The following is a 16452-nucleotide window of genomic DNA, read 5'->3' as shown; positions in this document are numbered from 1 at the left end:
AGGGAATGAACAAACAGGAAAATGGCACCGAAATCAGGATATCCGGCATAAAGCTCGAAAAAAATGCCGGCTACCAGATTTTGTCAGCCATTGTTGACGGGGAAAGGGTCTGGTTCCGTTTCCCGGCACATATTCCTCTCAGAGCACGCCCTGAAATCTTCGTCCCCTTCTGCCTTTATGATGCCATGTTGCGCAACATCCCTATCGAAATAGATCCAGCTTATCCCGTGTCTCCCCTGTTCCTGAAAGGCTTTGAAGAAGCCCAAAATATCTACAGCTGCTGGAACAGCGACCTCACAAGGGTCAAACTCATCGCAACTCCAGGTGAACATGATGAAAAAAGCAATGATGTCTACTGCTGCTATTCAGGCGGCATCGACAGCGCTTACAGCTATGCGCGGCACAGGGATCATATCACACATCTGCTGCTGATTCAGGGGTTCGACAAGACCCATGATCCGGATGAATGGGCCAAGTCCGTCGCCCAACGGAAAGCCTTTGCAAATTCCGAAGGCAAGAGCCTGGTCGAGGTGACAAATAACGCCTGGAAGTTCCTTGAAGATCGTAAGCTGAACTGGGTTCCCGTGCATGGCAGCATACTGGCCTGTCTTGGAGTCACCCTGGGAGCAGAGACCCTGTACATTCCGTCTTCCAATACCTACAACGGCCTGTTTCCCTGCGGATCCCACCCCTTGCTGGATGTTCAGTGGGGTACAGAGAATACGCGGATCATTCACGACGGACTTGAGGCAAGCCGAAGCCGGAAAACCGAATATATCGCGCAATATCAGGAACTTCTGGATCAGTTACAGGTTTGTTGGTACTCCCCCGGTTCAAATTGCGGCAAATGCTCCAAATGTATCAGAACCTCCCTCATCCTGCATATCCTGAATAAAAAATCTGCCAGTTTGCCGGATTTTGCAACCCACGGAAGCATTGAAGCCATGAAGCCAACCAGCAAGGCTTCGCTGACCTATATTGACGATTTTGCCCACTTTACCCATGTGCATGGCCAGATGCAGTTTAAAAAGAAACTGCTGAAAATGAGAAAAAAGTATATCATTTCTGACAGCAGCTCAACTATCCTGAAAGCAGTAGTTGGCGGTTGGGGCCGAAAAATACAACGCCGTTTTTTCCCGAAACCGTGGGAGGAATATCGTGCGGGGCTGACAAGTCGCCATTCCATTCTGGATAAATAACCCGATAATTTACGGGTCGTTTTATTTTTTTGACACCATATTCTGATATTTGTTTGTTTTCATTGATAAAGAATAAACTTTTTTAGCCTACCTTGTTGCAACATATAAGAGACTACGGCAAGCAAAGCTGCGAGCCCAGGAGGGGATACAGATATGTCGGATAAATCGGAACGGGAAAAAAAGACAGAAATCAGAATTTCTGATATCAGGCTTGAGCGGAAAGATGCTCACCAGCTTCTATCCGCCACTGTGGACGGAGAAACTATCTGGTTCAGATTCCCGCTGGATGTTCCCGTGAGACCGCGGGCAGAACCCTTCCTTCCCTTTTGTTTTTTTGATGCCATGGATCATGGGTGTCCCATCGTGGTAGAGCCCGGCTTCCCCATATCCCGGCATATTCTGCAAAATTTTTCCACGCTGATGGATATATATCACAGCTGGAACTATAACCTGAAAAAAGTGGAACTGGTCGCGGAAAGCGGTGACCTGGAGGAGCCGGGAGAGGAAGTCTTCTGCTGCTATTCCGGGGGAATCGACAGCACTTACAGCTTTGCCAAACACAGGGGCGAGATAACCTCTCTTCTCAGTCTTCAGGGCTGGGACCACGGACATACGGAACAGACCTGGAACGACGGCATACGGATCAGGACGGCTTTCGCCGAGAGCCACGGCAAAAAACTTATCGCAGTCGCCACCAACGGCCGACAGTTTCTCGAAGACCGCAAGCTTTCCTGGAGCCCTCTTCAGGGCAGTATTCTCGGCACGATGGCCATAACCCTGAATGCAAAGAAGCTTTTTATCCCGTCTTCCTTTACCTATGACAATCTGTTCCCCTGGGGAACGCATCCATTGATTGACGTTCTGTGGAGCACGGAAAATACCCAGATCGTCCATGACGGGCTGGAAGCACGGCGGACGGAAAAAACCGAATATATCGCCCGCGACCAGGACCTGGTCGACCAGTTACAGGTCTGCTGGCAGTCCCCCAACAGCAATTGCGGCAAATGCTCCAAATGCGTCCGGACCTCAATTGTTCTGGATGCCCTGAATATTGAGTCAAAAAGCCTGCCGTCTTTCAAGTCTACCGGGGACATCAAAACGCTCAAGTTCAGAACCCGCAGCATGATGCCCTTCATTGAAGACCTGATTTTGTTCATGCATCGCATCGGTCATAAAGAGCATGAGAAAACCCTTAAAAAATACCGCCATTCCTTCATTATTGCGGACAGTACCCATGCCATTGGCAAGGCCATTCTGGGCAACCGGGCCAGAAACCTCTATAACAAGCTGTTCCCCAATCCATATTTCGAGAAACGGGAAGGGCTTATACCCCACAGTTCAATTCTCGACGACTGACAATAACAATAAAGAAACAGGCAATGTCGTTTATAAACAAAATCAGATATGTCTACGGCCTCAGCAGGGACAGGGCCGCCGAGGGTCATGCCTCGGTACCCCGTCAGATCTTCGAAATGATCTGGCTCAGGATAACTACCGGCATAAATTACAATGTCTACCACTACGCCCGAATGTGGCGCAAAGACCTGACCTGGCACTATAAAACCGGATTCACTTCCGCTGCCGAATACAGAAAGCTGGTGGCCCAACTGAACCGCGGAAAATATCACGGCGTCTCCCAGTACAAGCCCTTTGAAAAAGCCTATTTCCGACAGTTTAACCTGCCGACTCCGAAATATCTGGGAACCTTCCACAGCAAGCACGGCCAGACGGCCGATGGAGCGCCCCTGTGCTCCCTCAAGCAACTTGAACGTTTCACTCTGCCTTTTGCAGGAGAAAAAATATGCTTCAAGAAAGTGGTCGGTTATGGCGGAAGCGGCTTCAAGGCGTATGAAATCTCTCTTCAGGAAGACCAAGTGGTTTTCAAGTCACTTTCTGACAACCGGATAGTCCCGCTGGAAGAAATCTTTCAAACCCTGCTTGCGGAAAACCCGGAAGGCTGGCTGATCGAGGAATATATGACCCAGCATCCGGTCATGGCCGGCCTCAACGCCTCAAGCGTTAATACCATCCGCATGTATATCTATGAGAACAAGGCCGGTGAAGCGGTTATTCTGGGCACCAGGATCCGGATCGGCCGCAGCGGTTCACTGATTGATAATGTGGAAGCAGGAGGAATTGGTGGCAATGTAAACCCCGAAACGGGCATAGTTGAATTTGCGCACGAGCCCTCTACGTCCATGAAGGAAATCACTCATCATCCGGATAGCGGTGTTGAATTGCGCGGCTTCCAGGTTCCCCTGTGGCAGGAAATCAGGGAACTTGGCATTAAATCCCTGTCCTATATGCCGGAAACCCGCTTCCTTGGGCTCGATATTGCCCTTACAGACAAGGGACCGACGATGATCGAGATGAATGTCGAGCCCAGCATGGGCGGACTTCCCAGATGCGGAGTTCCCTTCCGGCATATTTTTGAGGTATAGGCCTAGAGCTCTTCCAGATATTCAGCAGCCAGTTCGTGATAATGCGTGGTTCCGGCTTTCAGGCCTTCCTTCATGTCATCGGACAGGTCCTTTACATGTCTGGCCGGCTGACCAATCCACAGTTCTCCCGGCCCGATCTTTTTACCCGGACTAAGCAAGGCACCCGCGCCCAGCATACCCCCCGAACCGATATGGCAGTCGTCCATGGTGACAGCCTTCATACCGACAAAGCCGCCGTCCTCGATCGTCGTACCGTGCACAAGGGCAAGATGGCCGATAAGAACCTCATCGCCGATAATAGTGGCTGCACCGCCACCCTCCACATGGACAACAGAGCCGTCCTGGATGTTTGTCTTGCAACCGATACGGATCTCGTTGACATCCCCGCGCAGAACACAGTTGAACCAGATGCTGCTGCCGGCACCGATATGGACATCACCGATAATCCTGGCACCGGGGGCGATGAACGCAGTTTCATGGATTGTCGGCCAGACTCCGCGATAGGGATAAATCCTGCCCCCGCCATTGACCAGACGGCCTTTTTCTTCGGACATGTTGCTCTCCTTGATAGACGGGCAGCTTAAGGGAACAAGGGCAACTGTTCCAGAGACAATGTTTCCTCAAATCCGAACATCAGATTCATATTCTGGATCGCCTGTCCGGAGGATCCTTTGACCAGATTGTCTATGGCCACCACCAGGATGGCCCGGCCCGGCACTCGGTCTTCAAAAACATTGATCACACAGTGGTTGGAGCCGCGTACCTGGCGTGTCGCCGGCACGACGCCTTCCGGCGCAACAGTCACAAAGGGATCGTCCATATACTGCTGTTCCAGCACCTTCCGAAGATCAGCAACTGTCTTGCCCCCGGCATACTGGACATAGATGGTTTCCAGTTCCCCCCGGTTCATGGGCACCAGATGCGGGGTAAAGGTGACATAGACCTGCTCTCCCAGCGCCTTTGTCAGTTCCTGCTCGATTTCAGGGGAATGACGGTGAGAGGCAATACCGTAAGGGTGCATGGCCTCGGCAACTTCAGTAAACAGATTGGTTTCCTTCAATGACCGCCCTGCCCCGCTCACACCGGATTTGGCATCAATAATGATATTGTCCCTTGAGACAACCTTTTCGCGCAGAAGCGGAACAAGCGTCAGCAGGGCCGCAGTCGGATAGCAGCCGGGACAGGCCACAAGCCGCGCCCGGGCAATATCCTCCCGGTTGAGCTCTGTCAGGCCGTAAATCGCTTCCTTCTGCAGTTCCGGAGCCCGATGCTCATCCCCGTACCATTTTTCATATACGGACAGGTCCCGAAGACGGAAATCCGCAGACAAGTCGATCACCTTGACCGATCCTTGAATGGCATTGGCGTAATCCGACGGGGATTCGATAACCATCTCGTCGATAAATCCGTGCCCGGTGGCATGCAAAATGCCCTTGATGATCTCCTGGGAAGTGGCGTGCGGTAAAGCGCAGAAAACCACGTCAAGCTCCAGGCCCGGCCATTCCACGTCATCAACCGCCATGAGATCCGGCAGATCTGCCGTGGCCAGATGCGGAAATACTTCCGCAACCGGCTGGCCGGCCTTGCGGTCGGCGGTCATGAGAACAATTTCCACATGGGGGTGCGGGACCAGCAGGCGAACAAGCTCCGCCCCCGTATACCCGCTTGCTCCAAGAATTGCGGCCCTGATTTTCTTCCCTGGCTTGCTCATTTCACGTTGATCCTGATGCTTCGCAGATTGATTTGATGTCATTCGAAGCCATGTCTAAACCGAAATATTATAATTTTCAACAGATATAATGAAAAATATAATTCTTTTTATAATGTTTATTCAGAATATTATTTCGATTAGATGTCGGCGCTATTGACGAGTTCCTGCCATTTGATCTTCTGCATATGTTCAGGAATCTCGCAATAGTCACCTATTATATCACCGCTCAGGAAATTTACACCTATCTCCCGCGCAATCAGGAACTGTTCAACAGCATTTACTTCAGCAAGGACGCTCAGCAGTTTGTGTTTTTTACAGGACAGGGCGAATTCAGCTATTTTTACCCAGAAATCCTTGTCAGTGGATTTCTTTACAGGAAGCCGATACTTCAGATATTTAAGCCCCGGCATCACAAATCCGGAACAGTCACGCGGCGGGCTCGCGCATTCAAGCTGTATAGAATTACAATACGGACTGAGAGACGAGACAATCATCTGCAATTTTGGAACGGGTATCCCTGCAGGAACTGACGCCAGGCTGAAGATCACATATTTCCGCAGCTCCTCAGGTATGGTTCGACAGCGGGCCAGATATCCTTTGATCCGCTCCTGGCTGAAGACTGTCTCGTAATGAACGGGAATAGTGTACACAGTTCTGAAATTATTGAAATACAATCCCTGCATGGTCTCAATGGCATCTGCGAGAAGCAACCAGTCGAGGCCGATCAGGCATTCCAGGGAAGTCTTGTCCTTCAAAACATTATAGTCATAACGAAAATTGCCCTTGGCATCGCTTGCGCTGGCATGGACGGAATAGGTCGTTATTGTTTCGTGCCTGACACTCCAGTTCGGACGGTATAAAAGATCAAACCTCTCGTTGCTGACAAACAGCTGGTCAATGGAAGACTTGCTGTCATCGACCTCCTTGCCTTTTTTCTTATCCCCCTTTTCGGCCGCCTCCTCCCGCTTCTCTGGATCAAAGATGAGTTCGCCATCTTTCATTCCATAGATGGTCCGGGCCAGATCAGGGTCCGGCTTCATTTCACCAAGAAACTTCCGGGCCACAGCCGTCATCAGATCCCGGCACAAATTACTTAGATCGTCCGGGCTTTTGTCTTCTGCTGTCTGGGATGAAAAGACCGCGATATATTCCTCATCGGACCTTTTAAAGAGATTGTCATTAGGCCCGCAGGAATTTTCCATGGAATTTTCAAAGGCCGCTCCCAGACGTCCCTTGATGCCGTCCCAACTGTCCCCCAGGCGCTCCTGAAAGGAGATGAGGCTGATAAGCTGTGCCCGGCCACTCAGCGCCAGGTCATCGTTTTCCAGAAGGCTTTGAAGTGTGCTGTTCGTAATAGGCTTGACGGAGGACGCCTGGTCGTCATCAGATGCCAGCGAACGCAAAGGCCGGTTTTGGGGTGGAGACAGCTTCTGCCCACCCTTTCCAGACTTGAACACGTCAAATACAGAACGTTTATTCTGCGCCATATAAGAACACACTAACCCTCTGATAAATATATAAAAATAAAAACAGGAAGGCGACCCCGAACTACCAAAAACTATTATCGCAGAATTAACAAAAACCTAACAAAGAAGGTAAACAGAAGGGGAAGAATGCTTCTTGGAATATGTGCAATTTAGATAAATTTTTACGCACATCCAAAAATCAAGCAGTGTCAGAATGTTGGCATATTAATCTATTACCGGTGGTCGTATGAAGCCGCGAAAATATTTTTCAGAAGTGCCGGCAAATCGTCGTTCCCGATCTGCCCTTCGAGACTGGTTATGGTAAATTTTTCACCGGATTCGAGTTTTCGGACAATAGGCGCATTTTCGGGAGAGATGCGATAACAACGGCCACGATATCCCACCAATTGCCATCCGCTGGTGGTCGCGACGATCACCATCTTGTCTTCTTCCGGTCTGGCCAGGCTGATTTCCGCCCCGGAACGGTCCATTGCCGCCTGGGGGTCTGCCTCTGAATATTCGCTGACAATCCCCGGTTCGGAAAAATAGGCCGTCAACCACTCGGAAAAATGATCCCCCTTAAGCCCCGCCTGCATCAGGTCCCTGATACCCTCGACAACATTTTTTCCGATGGAAAATCCGCTATCCTCAAGACTTGCACCGCCAGCCAGGAAACGTTCCCCGTCCGCCCCCTGTTCCGCAAGATACTGACCGTAGGCCATGAACAGTTCAGGCACGGAAGGGCCGAGAAATCCGACGGAAAAAGTCAGTGCGCTTTCAAGGGTTATCCCCTCATGGGGAATTCGGGGTGGAATATAGATGACGTCTCCCGCCTCCACTTCAACGGAGGTACCTTCGAATTCATCCTGCAAAACCCTTAGATCAATCTCCGGAATATAGTGTTCATTCATTAGGGGCTGCGAACCAATCTTCCAGCGCCGCTTTCCCTGCCCCTGAACAAGGAACACATGATAACTGTCAATATGCGGTCCGACCGACCCGCCAGGCACGGAATAGCTAACCATAATATCGTCAAGCAACCATCGCGGAGAAAAGGCAAACAAAGGAAGCAGGTTTGCCACAGGCGGATGAAACTGTTCCACATTGTGCACCAGGAGATTCCACTGCCGGTCCACCGGCATGTCAAAATCTTCTTCTTCAAAGGGGCCGTGGCGACAAGTCCATCCTCCCTCAGGCCCGCTGACCAGCCGTGACCTCACATCCTCTTCCAGGGAAAGTCCCGCCAGTTCCTCGGGCGTAAGCAGTGATCGGACAAGTTGGTCATCAACCCCTGCCTTGACGACAAAGGGTCTCCGGTTCCAGTAGTCCCGATAAAAGATACCGGGTTCCGGAAATGAGTGCAGGATGTCGAGTTCGAATGTCATGGCGCCACAGTAAAACAGCAAAACCCGCCGATCAAGCGGCGGGTTTCTTATTTACTTGATTTCTGCACTGTTCCCTGACCTGCCGCCTAGCGGGTCAACATGGCCTGCAGAAAAGTTTCCGCCTGTTCGCGCAGCAGAACGGCCTGGTTTTCCATCAGGCTGGAGGCTTCAGCCAGCTTATTAGCACTCTCCATGGTTTTAATGGCGGTGCTACTGACCTGGGTTATATGAGCAGAGACATCCTGGGTGCCCTTTGAGGCTTCCTGAATATTCTTGCTGATTTCGAGAGTGGCGGCGGACTGCTCGTCAGTTGCCGATGCAATATTGGCGGCAATTGCACTGAGCTGTTCGATACTGGCAGCGATTCCGTCCACAACCTCTACTGTGGACCCTGCATTTTCCTGGATGGTTCCCACCTGATCGGCAATATTTCCGGTGGCTTCGGAGGTCTGGGTGGCCAGCGATTTCACCTCGTTGGCGACCACCGCAAACCCCTTACCGGCTTCACCAGCCCGGGCCGCCTCGATTGTCGCGTTCAGAGCCAGCAAATTGGTCTGACCGGCGATATCGTTAATCATCTTGACCACTTCGCCAATGGAGCTGGAAGAGACCTGCAGGGCATCGATAGTCTCTTTGGCGGCCGTGGCTTCCTGTGCCGCGGAACTTGATTTTTCGGAAGACGTGGAGACCTGCCGGGCAATCTCTTCCACTGATTTGGTCAGCTCTTCCGCAGCAGAGGCCACCGTCTGAACGTTCACCGTAGCCTGCTCGGATGCAGCTGCCACACTTGCTGCCATGCTCTGGGTCTCGGATGCATTGCTGTTAAGCAGGTCCGACATTTTTTTCAGATCACTAATTTCGCCGGCAATCGTTGTCAGCGACTGCATCACCTTTTCCTTGAACTCACCGGCAAGGCGCTCACGGTCCGTAAAGGCCTTTTCTTCCATATTCTTCATATTTGCGGCGGCCTGGTTAATCACTTCGGCCCCGAGACCAAAGCTGCCACGCATTCCCCGTGTCATGAACTGCCTGTAATATTCGCCGTTCTGCGCCGCCTCAAGCGAAGCGCCAGCCTCACGAACATAGGCATCGGAAAGATCCAGCAAATAGTTGATGTCCGCCAGGGTTCCTGAAAGTTCGCCATGGTCCTGCCATCCAACGATCCGCGCCTCCAGATTTCCCTTGCGAAGTTCCGGGCCCAGCTCCTGCAAAGCCGCAAACGCCTTCTCGTAAAGGGCGAGTTTTTCCTTTGTCGTTTCAAGCTCTTGTGCAAGAGCGCTATTATTGTTGCCAGATGCGGCTTGTGCTGAAGAATTTCCAAAACGAAACATGATACTAGGCTCCTACGGACCAGATAAATTCATCATAAGAGGTGGCATTTTTTACGGCCTTTTCGACCAGAAATTTTGAACCGGCAAGCATGCCTTCCTTGCGGTTTTCGTGCTGGCGTTCCACCGCAGCGATTTCCTTGTACAGGCTGTCAACTTTTTTAACTTCATTAGCTGAAACGCTGCGCCGATTTGAATGATAGCCAATGACATTTCCATCCTTGCCCAGCGTCGGCGTGACATGGGCAAGCACCCAGTAGTATTTTCCCGATCTGGAGATATTCTTCACATAGGCAAAAATTTCTTTTTTGTGCTGAATTGTTTCCCACAACAGCTGAAAGACGGAGCGCGGCATGTCAGGATGCCTGATGATGCTATGCGGTTCTCCGAGAACGTCTCTTTCGTCAAGTTCCGCAACCTTGCAGAAAGTATCATTCACATAGGTGATACGTCCCTTAAGGTCGGTTTTCGATACAATAATCTCGTCTTGTCCGAATGTGTTTTCTTCATTCACAGGTTCAATATTGAATTTAACCATTACAGTTCCTTAAATATATGCTCCGGGCACTGTTTATACCGTCGTTGATCTGTCAGTGTTTCCGATCCGTAACTTCTGGCTTCTTTATTCATCTACTTCAACCATCAAGTCCGAACCGCAGTTTTATATTACATTTTTCTTATATAAATACACGGTTAATAAGCATTTAATTATACTAAATGCTTGTAAATATTCCCTTTTGTTAGATGCAAAACATGAACAGGCTCCGCCATTTGAAATTCACATTGCGAAGTCCTGTATGAATGGAAATAGGTAAAATTTTTATTTATTTTAGGTGGGATTCTGCATGTTTTGATAGAAATAGTGTTCTTTAGTGATATTTTTTAAATTTATAATATTCGACTATTTATTGATGATTGACAGGTCAAAAGCTTGGACGCTTTCCCGCCAGCAATTCCTTCCAGTTTATTTTCACCATGTGGCCCGGGATTTCCGTATGTTTGCTGATGGAATCTCCGGCGATAAAATCAAAACCGGCCTCGCGGGCCAGAAACAGTTCATTCGGGGTGTGAACATTAATCACAGTCGTCTTTATTGAATTCTGATCACACTTGTCAGCCATCAGGATCAGTTTGTTCCAGTAGAGTTGGTCATTGCGCTTGCCTTCGGGAATACTCATACTGATTCCCCTGACACCGCATTCTTTGTAAAGTGTCAGATCCTGCGGAATGTAGTCAGGACAATAAAGAACAATCATCTGACTGAACTTACTGAGACAGGACGTAATGTAGCGAAACTTGGATTCTGGTATTCCTGCGGGAAACTCCATCAGGGTTATGATCATATAGCGTCTCAGATCCGGGGGTATCTGTTGCAGCACGGATACATAGGCAGACATGAGTTCAGGATTAAACACTGTCTCATAGCAGACCGGTACGCTGAAAAGCGCCCTGAATTTATTGGCACTGAATTCCCTTAGCATCTCCTCGCAGTCTTCGGCGAGAACATGGTCAAAAACAACCTTGTCGCGGCTCTTCAGTTTTCCGATCAGATTGACATAGGAACCGGCAGACGGCTTGTTTTTCAGGTTAAAGTCGACGGCATAGGTCGAGAGTACATCGTGCCGGGCGTCCCAGATCGGAAGGTAGGTTACATTGATAAGATCACGAACTCTGCCCTTTTGCCGGTTGATGTAACTGGACAGTCCGTTTACAGATCTTTTCTCGGACGGGTCCCGGCCTGTAACTTTGTCGGGTACCTCGACCGGCTTGAGATCCTGCACAGAGTTCAGAATTTCTTCCAGAGTGGCCTCTTTAAAGGCAAGCACGCCGTCCAGATGACCTGTTGCCGTCCGCACGATGATATCTTTGGTCTCAACATTCCCCAGTAGTTTGAGGGTGAGCTCCTGAAGAATCCTGGCGCAGACAAGACGTGCCTCATTTTCCTTCAGCTTGGCAAACACAATAAGGTGTTCATCATCACTCCTGGAAAAGAAGACATCTTCACGGCTGATATTTTTTTCAACAATCTGCTGAAGGAGGAATAGAACACTCTTGCGTGCGGAGAGCCATTTCTTGTCTCCGACCATATTCTTGATCTGGCCCAGGCCGAGCAATTGCACCTGCCCTGTCCTGACAGCCGAGCTTTCGGTCAGGATTCTGCGGAGCTTCTTTTCCAGAAAGGCTCTTTTCTCGTCAAATTCGCCTTCTTTGGCAGTTTCTTTCTTGCTGTCGTCAACCGTTGAAGCAGACCCATCAACGTCATACAGAAGATTGGTAATCAGACTATCCATCATTACTTAAAACTCACTTTAGCAAGCCCTTGGTAACTCCGGCCCCGAAAACCTAACTCAATCCTTGCTTTACTTATATTAAGATTTTTCTTATTAATAATTTACTAATATTATTTCTCCTCTGACAATAAGTTCACAAAAAAACTCGCCCGAAGGCGACTTCCCTATTTACTGGACAGGTCATAAAGTAGAGGGGGTGGTCGTGAGCCCTTGCGATGGGCGGGAATTTGAGAGATCTGTTTATTTGGTGAGAAGTTCCTGACAACTGATCCTGAGCATATGTGCCGGTTTTGTTGTACTTCGTTTTACCGCATCTCCGGAGAGGAAATCAAAGCCGCATTCATTGGCGAGAAGCATCTCCTCTGGCGCTGACACCTTTGTCAGCATTGTTCTGAGATGTATCTTGTGAAACTGGCTCACCGCCGTCGAAAGCGAGGTCCAGTAGTTCTCGTCCTGCGTTTTTTCTGAATTCAGTTGCAGAATGACACCTTGCAAGCCGCATTCTCCATAAGACTCGGGATGCGGGGGTGGATTGCCAGAAAATTCCAGCATCACGGTCGGGCTGTACTGTCGCAGCAACGACGAAATATAAAATATCTTGGCGCTGGGAGTCCCGGCGGGAAATTCCTTCAGGGTAATCGACGTGTAACGGGACAGCTCCTTGGGAATATGCATTAATTTCTGAACATAGGCTGCCAGGAGATGGGAATTAAATACTGTTTCATAACTGACCGGAAGACTGAATACGGCCCTGTACTTTTTACCATAGAATTCCAGAAGCTTGCTTCCGGCTTCCTCAGCAAGCATATGGTCCAGACAGACCTTGTCCCGGCTCTTGAGCCGTCCGATAAGGCTGGAGTAATCGCCGGTGGCAACCTCGCCTCTCATATGACAATCGACTGCATATGTGGACAAAACTTCGTGTTTCCTGTCCCAGACCGGGATGTAGGTGGCCTTGAACTTTTTCCTGATGCGTTCTTTTTCTCCCGACAGAAAACTCAGTATATTACCGGCGTTCCGTGAACTGCTCCCGTCATTGTCCTGCCCATTACCTGAGGCTATGTCCTTATTCTGCACGCTGGCGCTCGACAATACGCTATGAAGGGTATCTTCCTGAAAGGTGAGATTTCCATCGAACTGGCCAACCGCTGTACGAACGACTATTTCCCTGGTTTCGACCTGTCCCAGAAACTTGATTGACAATTCCTGAAGGATTTTCGCGCATACCAGTCTTGCTTCATCTTCTCCAAGATGAGCAAACACAACAAGATGCTCCTCTTCACTTCTGGAAAAGAAAACATCCTCGTCGCTTATTCTCTTGCGGACGATCTGCTCAAGTCCGATCAGAACTGACTCCCGGACACCCGGCCAGTGGTCGCCAAGTTTTTCCTTCAGTTCCTGCAGCCCCAATAGCTGAATACGCCCCGTATTCACCATGGGACTCTCGGAAAGCAATTTGATCAGCTTTTGCTCAGTTGATGGGGTCGGCCGGCTTCTGAGACCGAAAGTACGCTCTTCCGGCTTGGCCTCACCGGCCTCATCAACATCATACAGAAGCTTTTGAATAAGTTTTTCCAGCATGATCCGTCGACACCCCCTGGGAATCGAAGCTCGATTGAATTACCTAAAGCCTAGCAGACCCAAAATATGATGCCGGTGATTAACAATTCCCTAACTGCCCAAATACAAAAAGCCGCCCGAAGGCGGCTTTAAAACATCTGCTGTCGTCTGAAACAGTATTAACGTTTGGAGAACTGGAAGCTCCGGCGGGCTTTTGCCTTACCGTATTTCTTACGTTCTACGACACGGGCATCACGGGTCAGGAAGCCGTTGGCTTTCAGGACCGGACGCAGACCCGGCTCGTAATATGTCAGAGCCTTGCTGATACCGTGACGTACGGCACCGGCCTGACCGGACAGACCGCCACCTTTTACGGTGCAGTCCACATCGAACTGATCCTTGCGGCCAGCTACTTCAAACGGCTGGTTCACGATCAGGCGCTGTGTCGGGCGGGCAAAATAAACCAGCTGGTCACGGCCATTGACAGTGATTTTACCTGAACCCGGCTTGATCCAGACACGGGCTACCGCGTCTTTACGTTTACCGGTTGCATAGGCGCGACCCTGGGCATCCAGTTTCGGCTCGACTGCAACTTCCTCGGCAGCAACCGCAACGGTGGCTTCAGAGGTGATCTCTTTCAGGTCTTCAAGAGTTTTCTTTTCTTCAGCCATGATTAGCGGCTCCTTGTGTTCTTGTCATTCATACCGGCAACATCCAGAACTTCCGGGTTCTGGGCGGTATGGGGATGTTCGGTACCGGCATAAACGCGCAGGTTGCGCATCTGCTGACGGCCAAGCGGGCCGCTCGGGATCATGCGCTGTACAGCCTTGGTGATCAGACGCTCGGGATGCTCGCCTTCCAGGATCTGCTTGGCGTTGCGGCTTTTGATGCCACCCGGGTAACCGGTGTGCCAGTAATGAATTTTGTCATCCATTTTCTTACCGGTCAGTTTAACTTTCTCGGCATTGATAATAATGATGTTGTCACCGTCATCCATATGCGGTGTGAAGGACGGCTTGTGTTTACCGCGCAGACGATTGGCGACAATGGAGGCCAGACGGCCCAGGACAACGCCCTCGGCGTCAATCACATACCATTTCTTTTCAATGTCTGCCGGTGTAGCAGAAAAGGTTTTCATCTTCGTTTTCCTTGACTTAAGCCAACCAGCCTCTGAAATATTCAGAAAGCTGGCCGGCTTTTTGGTGTTCCGGTGTTATTTTCCGGGCCTCCGGATCAGACCGGGACTCGATAAATAGCAATGGCGCGCAATATGCCATTTACAAAATAAATGTCAATGATATATTTCCTTTAAAATTCAAGGACTTGAAATTATGGTATTATAATACCTCATAGATAACCCCCTTGATTTTACAAACAAAAAACAAATCAAAAAGCCACATATTTGAATTGAGGAACAAAACCATGTCAGACTCGCACAAGTTTTCGACACTTGCCATCCATGCCGGCGCCCAGTCAGACCCGACCACAGGCGCTGCTGTCACCCCCATTTACCAGACGGCCTCCTTTGAATTTGAAAGCCCTGAACAGGCTGCCGCCCTGTTCAACCTGCAGGAATTCGGCAATATCTACAGCCGCCTGACCAACCCGACCGTAGGCGTTCTTGAAGGCCGCATGGCCGCCCTGGAAGGTGCACCTGCCGCTCTCGCCGTTGCCTCCGGCCATGCCGCACAGCTGATCACTTTCCATACCCTGATGGAACCGGGCGACGAAATCCTTGCTTCGACAAAACTTTATGGCGGCTCCATGACCCAGCTGGGCCAGAGTTTCAAGAAATTCGGCTGGGGCGCAAACTTCGTTGATCCCGATCCGGCGAAAATGAAAGCGGCCATTACGCCCAATACCAAAGCCATCTTTATCGAAAGCCTGGCCAACCCGGGCGGTGTCGTTACCGACATCGCCGCTATCGCCGATGTGGCCCATGAGGCCGGCATTGTGCTGGTGGTGGATAATACATTGGCCACCCCCTACCTCTGCCGCCCGATCGAGCACGGCGCCGACATTGTGGTGCACAGCCTGACCAAGTTCCTGGGCGGTCAGGGCAACAGCATCGGCGGGGTGATCGTCGACTCCGGGAAATTCGACTGGATGAAAAGCGGTAAATATTCCACTCTGTCCGAACCCAACGCCTCCTATCACGGCATGGTCTTCGGCGACGCATTCGGGGAAGCCATGGGCAACATCGCCTTTGCCATCGCCTGCCGGGCCGTGGGGCTGCGCGATCTGGGCCCGGCTCTGTCCCCCATGAACGCCTTTTTGATCATGAACGGAATCGAGACCCTGCCACTGCGTATGCAGCGGCATGCGGACAACGCCCTCGAAGTGGCCAAATTCCTGAAAGCCCATGACAAGGTGGAATGGGTGTCCTATGCGGGACTGGAAGACAGCCCCTATTATGACCTGAAGCAAAAATATATGCCGAAGGGCGCAGGCGCTGTCATGACCTTCGGCGTCAAGGGCGGCTATGAAGCCGGTGTCAGTGTGGTGCGTAATGTGAAGCTGTTCAAACACCTGGCCAACATCGGCGACACCCGGAGCCTGATCATCCATCCCTCTTCCACCACCCATCGGCAGCTTGAGGAAGCGGAACAGGTCAAGGCCGGCGCCGGACCGGATGTTGTGCGCCTGTCCATCGGCATCGAGGACGTGGAGGACATCAAGGCCGATCTGGATCAGGCCCTGAACAGCTAAACAGGATATAATCAGAATTGCAGGAACCGGTGAAGAAATTCGCCGGTTCTTTTTTATGCGCTGCCCAGGCTGTCCGTCACCCATTTCAAATAGGCCGGGTTGCCTCCTTCAATAGGCCAGACGGTGACGCAGGGCACGTCATAGGAATGAAGCTCAATGATGCGGGCAATGGCCCGCTCCCGCTTATCATCCAGGGTCTTGAGCAACACCACTACCTCTGCATCTTCGCAGGTTTTTCCTTCCCAGACATAGACCGATGTCATGCCGTCAAAGATATTGGCGCAGGCTGCGAGCTTCTCCTCAACAAGGGCCCGGGAAAGCTCAAGAGCCTCTTCCCGGTCTTTGCAAGTAACATACAGCGT

The 16452-nt window shown here is 50.7% G+C and carries 15 protein-coding genes; 4 read left to right on the top strand and 11 right to left on the bottom strand.

From position 1 onward, the window contains the following. The first annotated feature begins 5 nt into the window (after window positions 1-5). The 3 genes from ACN0YD_RS05730 (at window position 6) to ACN0YD_RS05720 (ending at window position 3640) form a co-directional block, all read left to right on the top strand. Window positions 6-1199 (top strand): hypothetical protein, encoded by a 1194-nt coding sequence (locus ACN0YD_RS05730; RefSeq protein ID WP_417317711.1) that lies wholly within the window; start codon window positions 6-8, stop codon window positions 1197-1199. 153 nt (window positions 1200-1352) lie between these two features. Further along, entirely contained in the window at window positions 1353-2555 is a 1203-nt protein-coding gene (locus tag ACN0YD_RS05725; protein WP_417317709.1) for a hypothetical protein, read from the top strand. Between the two features lie 23 nt (window positions 2556-2578). Beyond that, the gene (locus ACN0YD_RS05720; protein WP_417317707.1) at window positions 2579-3640 is read left to right on the top strand and encodes a sugar-transfer associated ATP-grasp domain-containing protein; all 1062 of its coding nucleotides are present in this window, start codon (window positions 2579-2581) and stop codon (window positions 3638-3640) included. A 2-nt stretch (window positions 3641-3642) separates the two neighbouring features. Here the strand turns inward: ACN0YD_RS05720 and ACN0YD_RS05715 are convergent, their stop codons facing one another. The 10 genes from ACN0YD_RS05715 to rplM form a co-directional block, all read right to left on the bottom strand. Then, the gene (locus tag ACN0YD_RS05715; protein WP_417317705.1) at window positions 3643-4194 is read right to left on the bottom strand and encodes a gamma carbonic anhydrase family protein; all 552 of its coding nucleotides are present in this window, start codon (window positions 4192-4194) and stop codon (window positions 3643-3645) included. Window positions 4195-4220: 26 nt separating this feature from the next. Beyond that, a complete protein-coding gene (gene argC / locus ACN0YD_RS05710) occupies window positions 4221-5351 on the bottom strand; it encodes an N-acetyl-gamma-glutamyl-phosphate reductase (RefSeq protein ID WP_417317703.1) in 1131 nt (376 codons plus the stop codon). Between the two features lie 137 nt (window positions 5352-5488). Further along, complete coding sequence (locus ACN0YD_RS05705) at window positions 5489-6838, bottom strand: hypothetical protein (protein WP_417317701.1); 1350 nt, start codon at window positions 6836-6838, stop codon at window positions 5489-5491. 212 nt (window positions 6839-7050) lie between these two features. Beyond that, entirely contained in the window at window positions 7051-8202 is a 1152-nt protein-coding gene (locus ACN0YD_RS05700; RefSeq protein WP_417317699.1) for a cupin domain-containing protein, read from the bottom strand. An 86-nt stretch (window positions 8203-8288) separates the two neighbouring features. Further along, window positions 8289-9533 carry a methyl-accepting chemotaxis protein gene (locus ACN0YD_RS05695; RefSeq protein ID WP_417317697.1) on the bottom strand — a complete coding sequence of 415 codons (1245 nt, stop codon included), beginning with the start codon at window positions 9531-9533 and terminating at the stop codon, window positions 8289-8291. Between the two features lie 4 nt (window positions 9534-9537). Beyond that, window positions 9538-10068 carry a PAS domain-containing protein gene (locus ACN0YD_RS05690; protein WP_417317695.1) on the bottom strand — a complete coding sequence of 177 codons (531 nt, stop codon included), beginning with the start codon at window positions 10066-10068 and terminating at the stop codon, window positions 9538-9540. A gap of 385 nt (window positions 10069-10453) precedes the next feature. Further along, on the bottom strand, window positions 10454-11824 hold the full coding sequence (locus tag ACN0YD_RS05685) for a hypothetical protein (protein ID WP_417317693.1): 1371 nt from the start codon (window positions 11822-11824) through the stop codon (window positions 10454-10456). Window positions 11825-12061: 237 nt separating this feature from the next. Further along, window positions 12062-13402, bottom strand: coding sequence for a hypothetical protein (locus ACN0YD_RS05680; RefSeq protein WP_417317691.1), 1341 nt, complete (start codon window positions 13400-13402; stop codon window positions 12062-12064). Window positions 13403-13560: 158 nt separating this feature from the next. Next, on the bottom strand, window positions 13561-14052 hold the full coding sequence (gene rpsI, locus ACN0YD_RS05675; RefSeq protein ID WP_417317689.1) for a 30S ribosomal protein S9: 492 nt from the start codon (window positions 14050-14052) through the stop codon (window positions 13561-13563). Window positions 14053-14054: 2 nt separating this feature from the next. Then, complete coding sequence (rplM, locus tag ACN0YD_RS05670) at window positions 14055-14519, bottom strand: 50S ribosomal protein L13 (RefSeq protein WP_417317687.1); 465 nt, start codon at window positions 14517-14519, stop codon at window positions 14055-14057. A gap of 284 nt (window positions 14520-14803) precedes the next feature. On the opposite strand from rplM, the gene ACN0YD_RS05665 reads away from it, so the two are divergent. After that, entirely contained in the window at window positions 14804-16090 is a 1287-nt protein-coding gene (locus ACN0YD_RS05665) for an O-acetylhomoserine aminocarboxypropyltransferase (RefSeq protein ID WP_417317685.1), read from the top strand. Window positions 16091-16143: 53 nt separating this feature from the next. Here the strand turns inward: ACN0YD_RS05665 and cutA are convergent, their stop codons facing one another. Continuing rightward, window positions 16144-16449 carry a divalent-cation tolerance protein CutA gene (cutA, locus tag ACN0YD_RS05660; protein WP_417318853.1) on the bottom strand — a complete coding sequence of 102 codons (306 nt, stop codon included), beginning with the start codon at window positions 16447-16449 and terminating at the stop codon, window positions 16144-16146. Between the last annotated feature and the right edge of the window lie 3 nt (window positions 16450-16452).

It is taken from the genome of Emcibacter sp., assembly GCF_048269205.1.
In the GTDB taxonomy this organism is placed as follows: domain Bacteria; phylum Pseudomonadota; class Alphaproteobacteria; order Sphingomonadales; family Emcibacteraceae; genus Emcibacter.
Note: the sequence above shows the minus strand (reverse complement) of the source record. Positions and strands in the feature narration are given on the sequence as shown.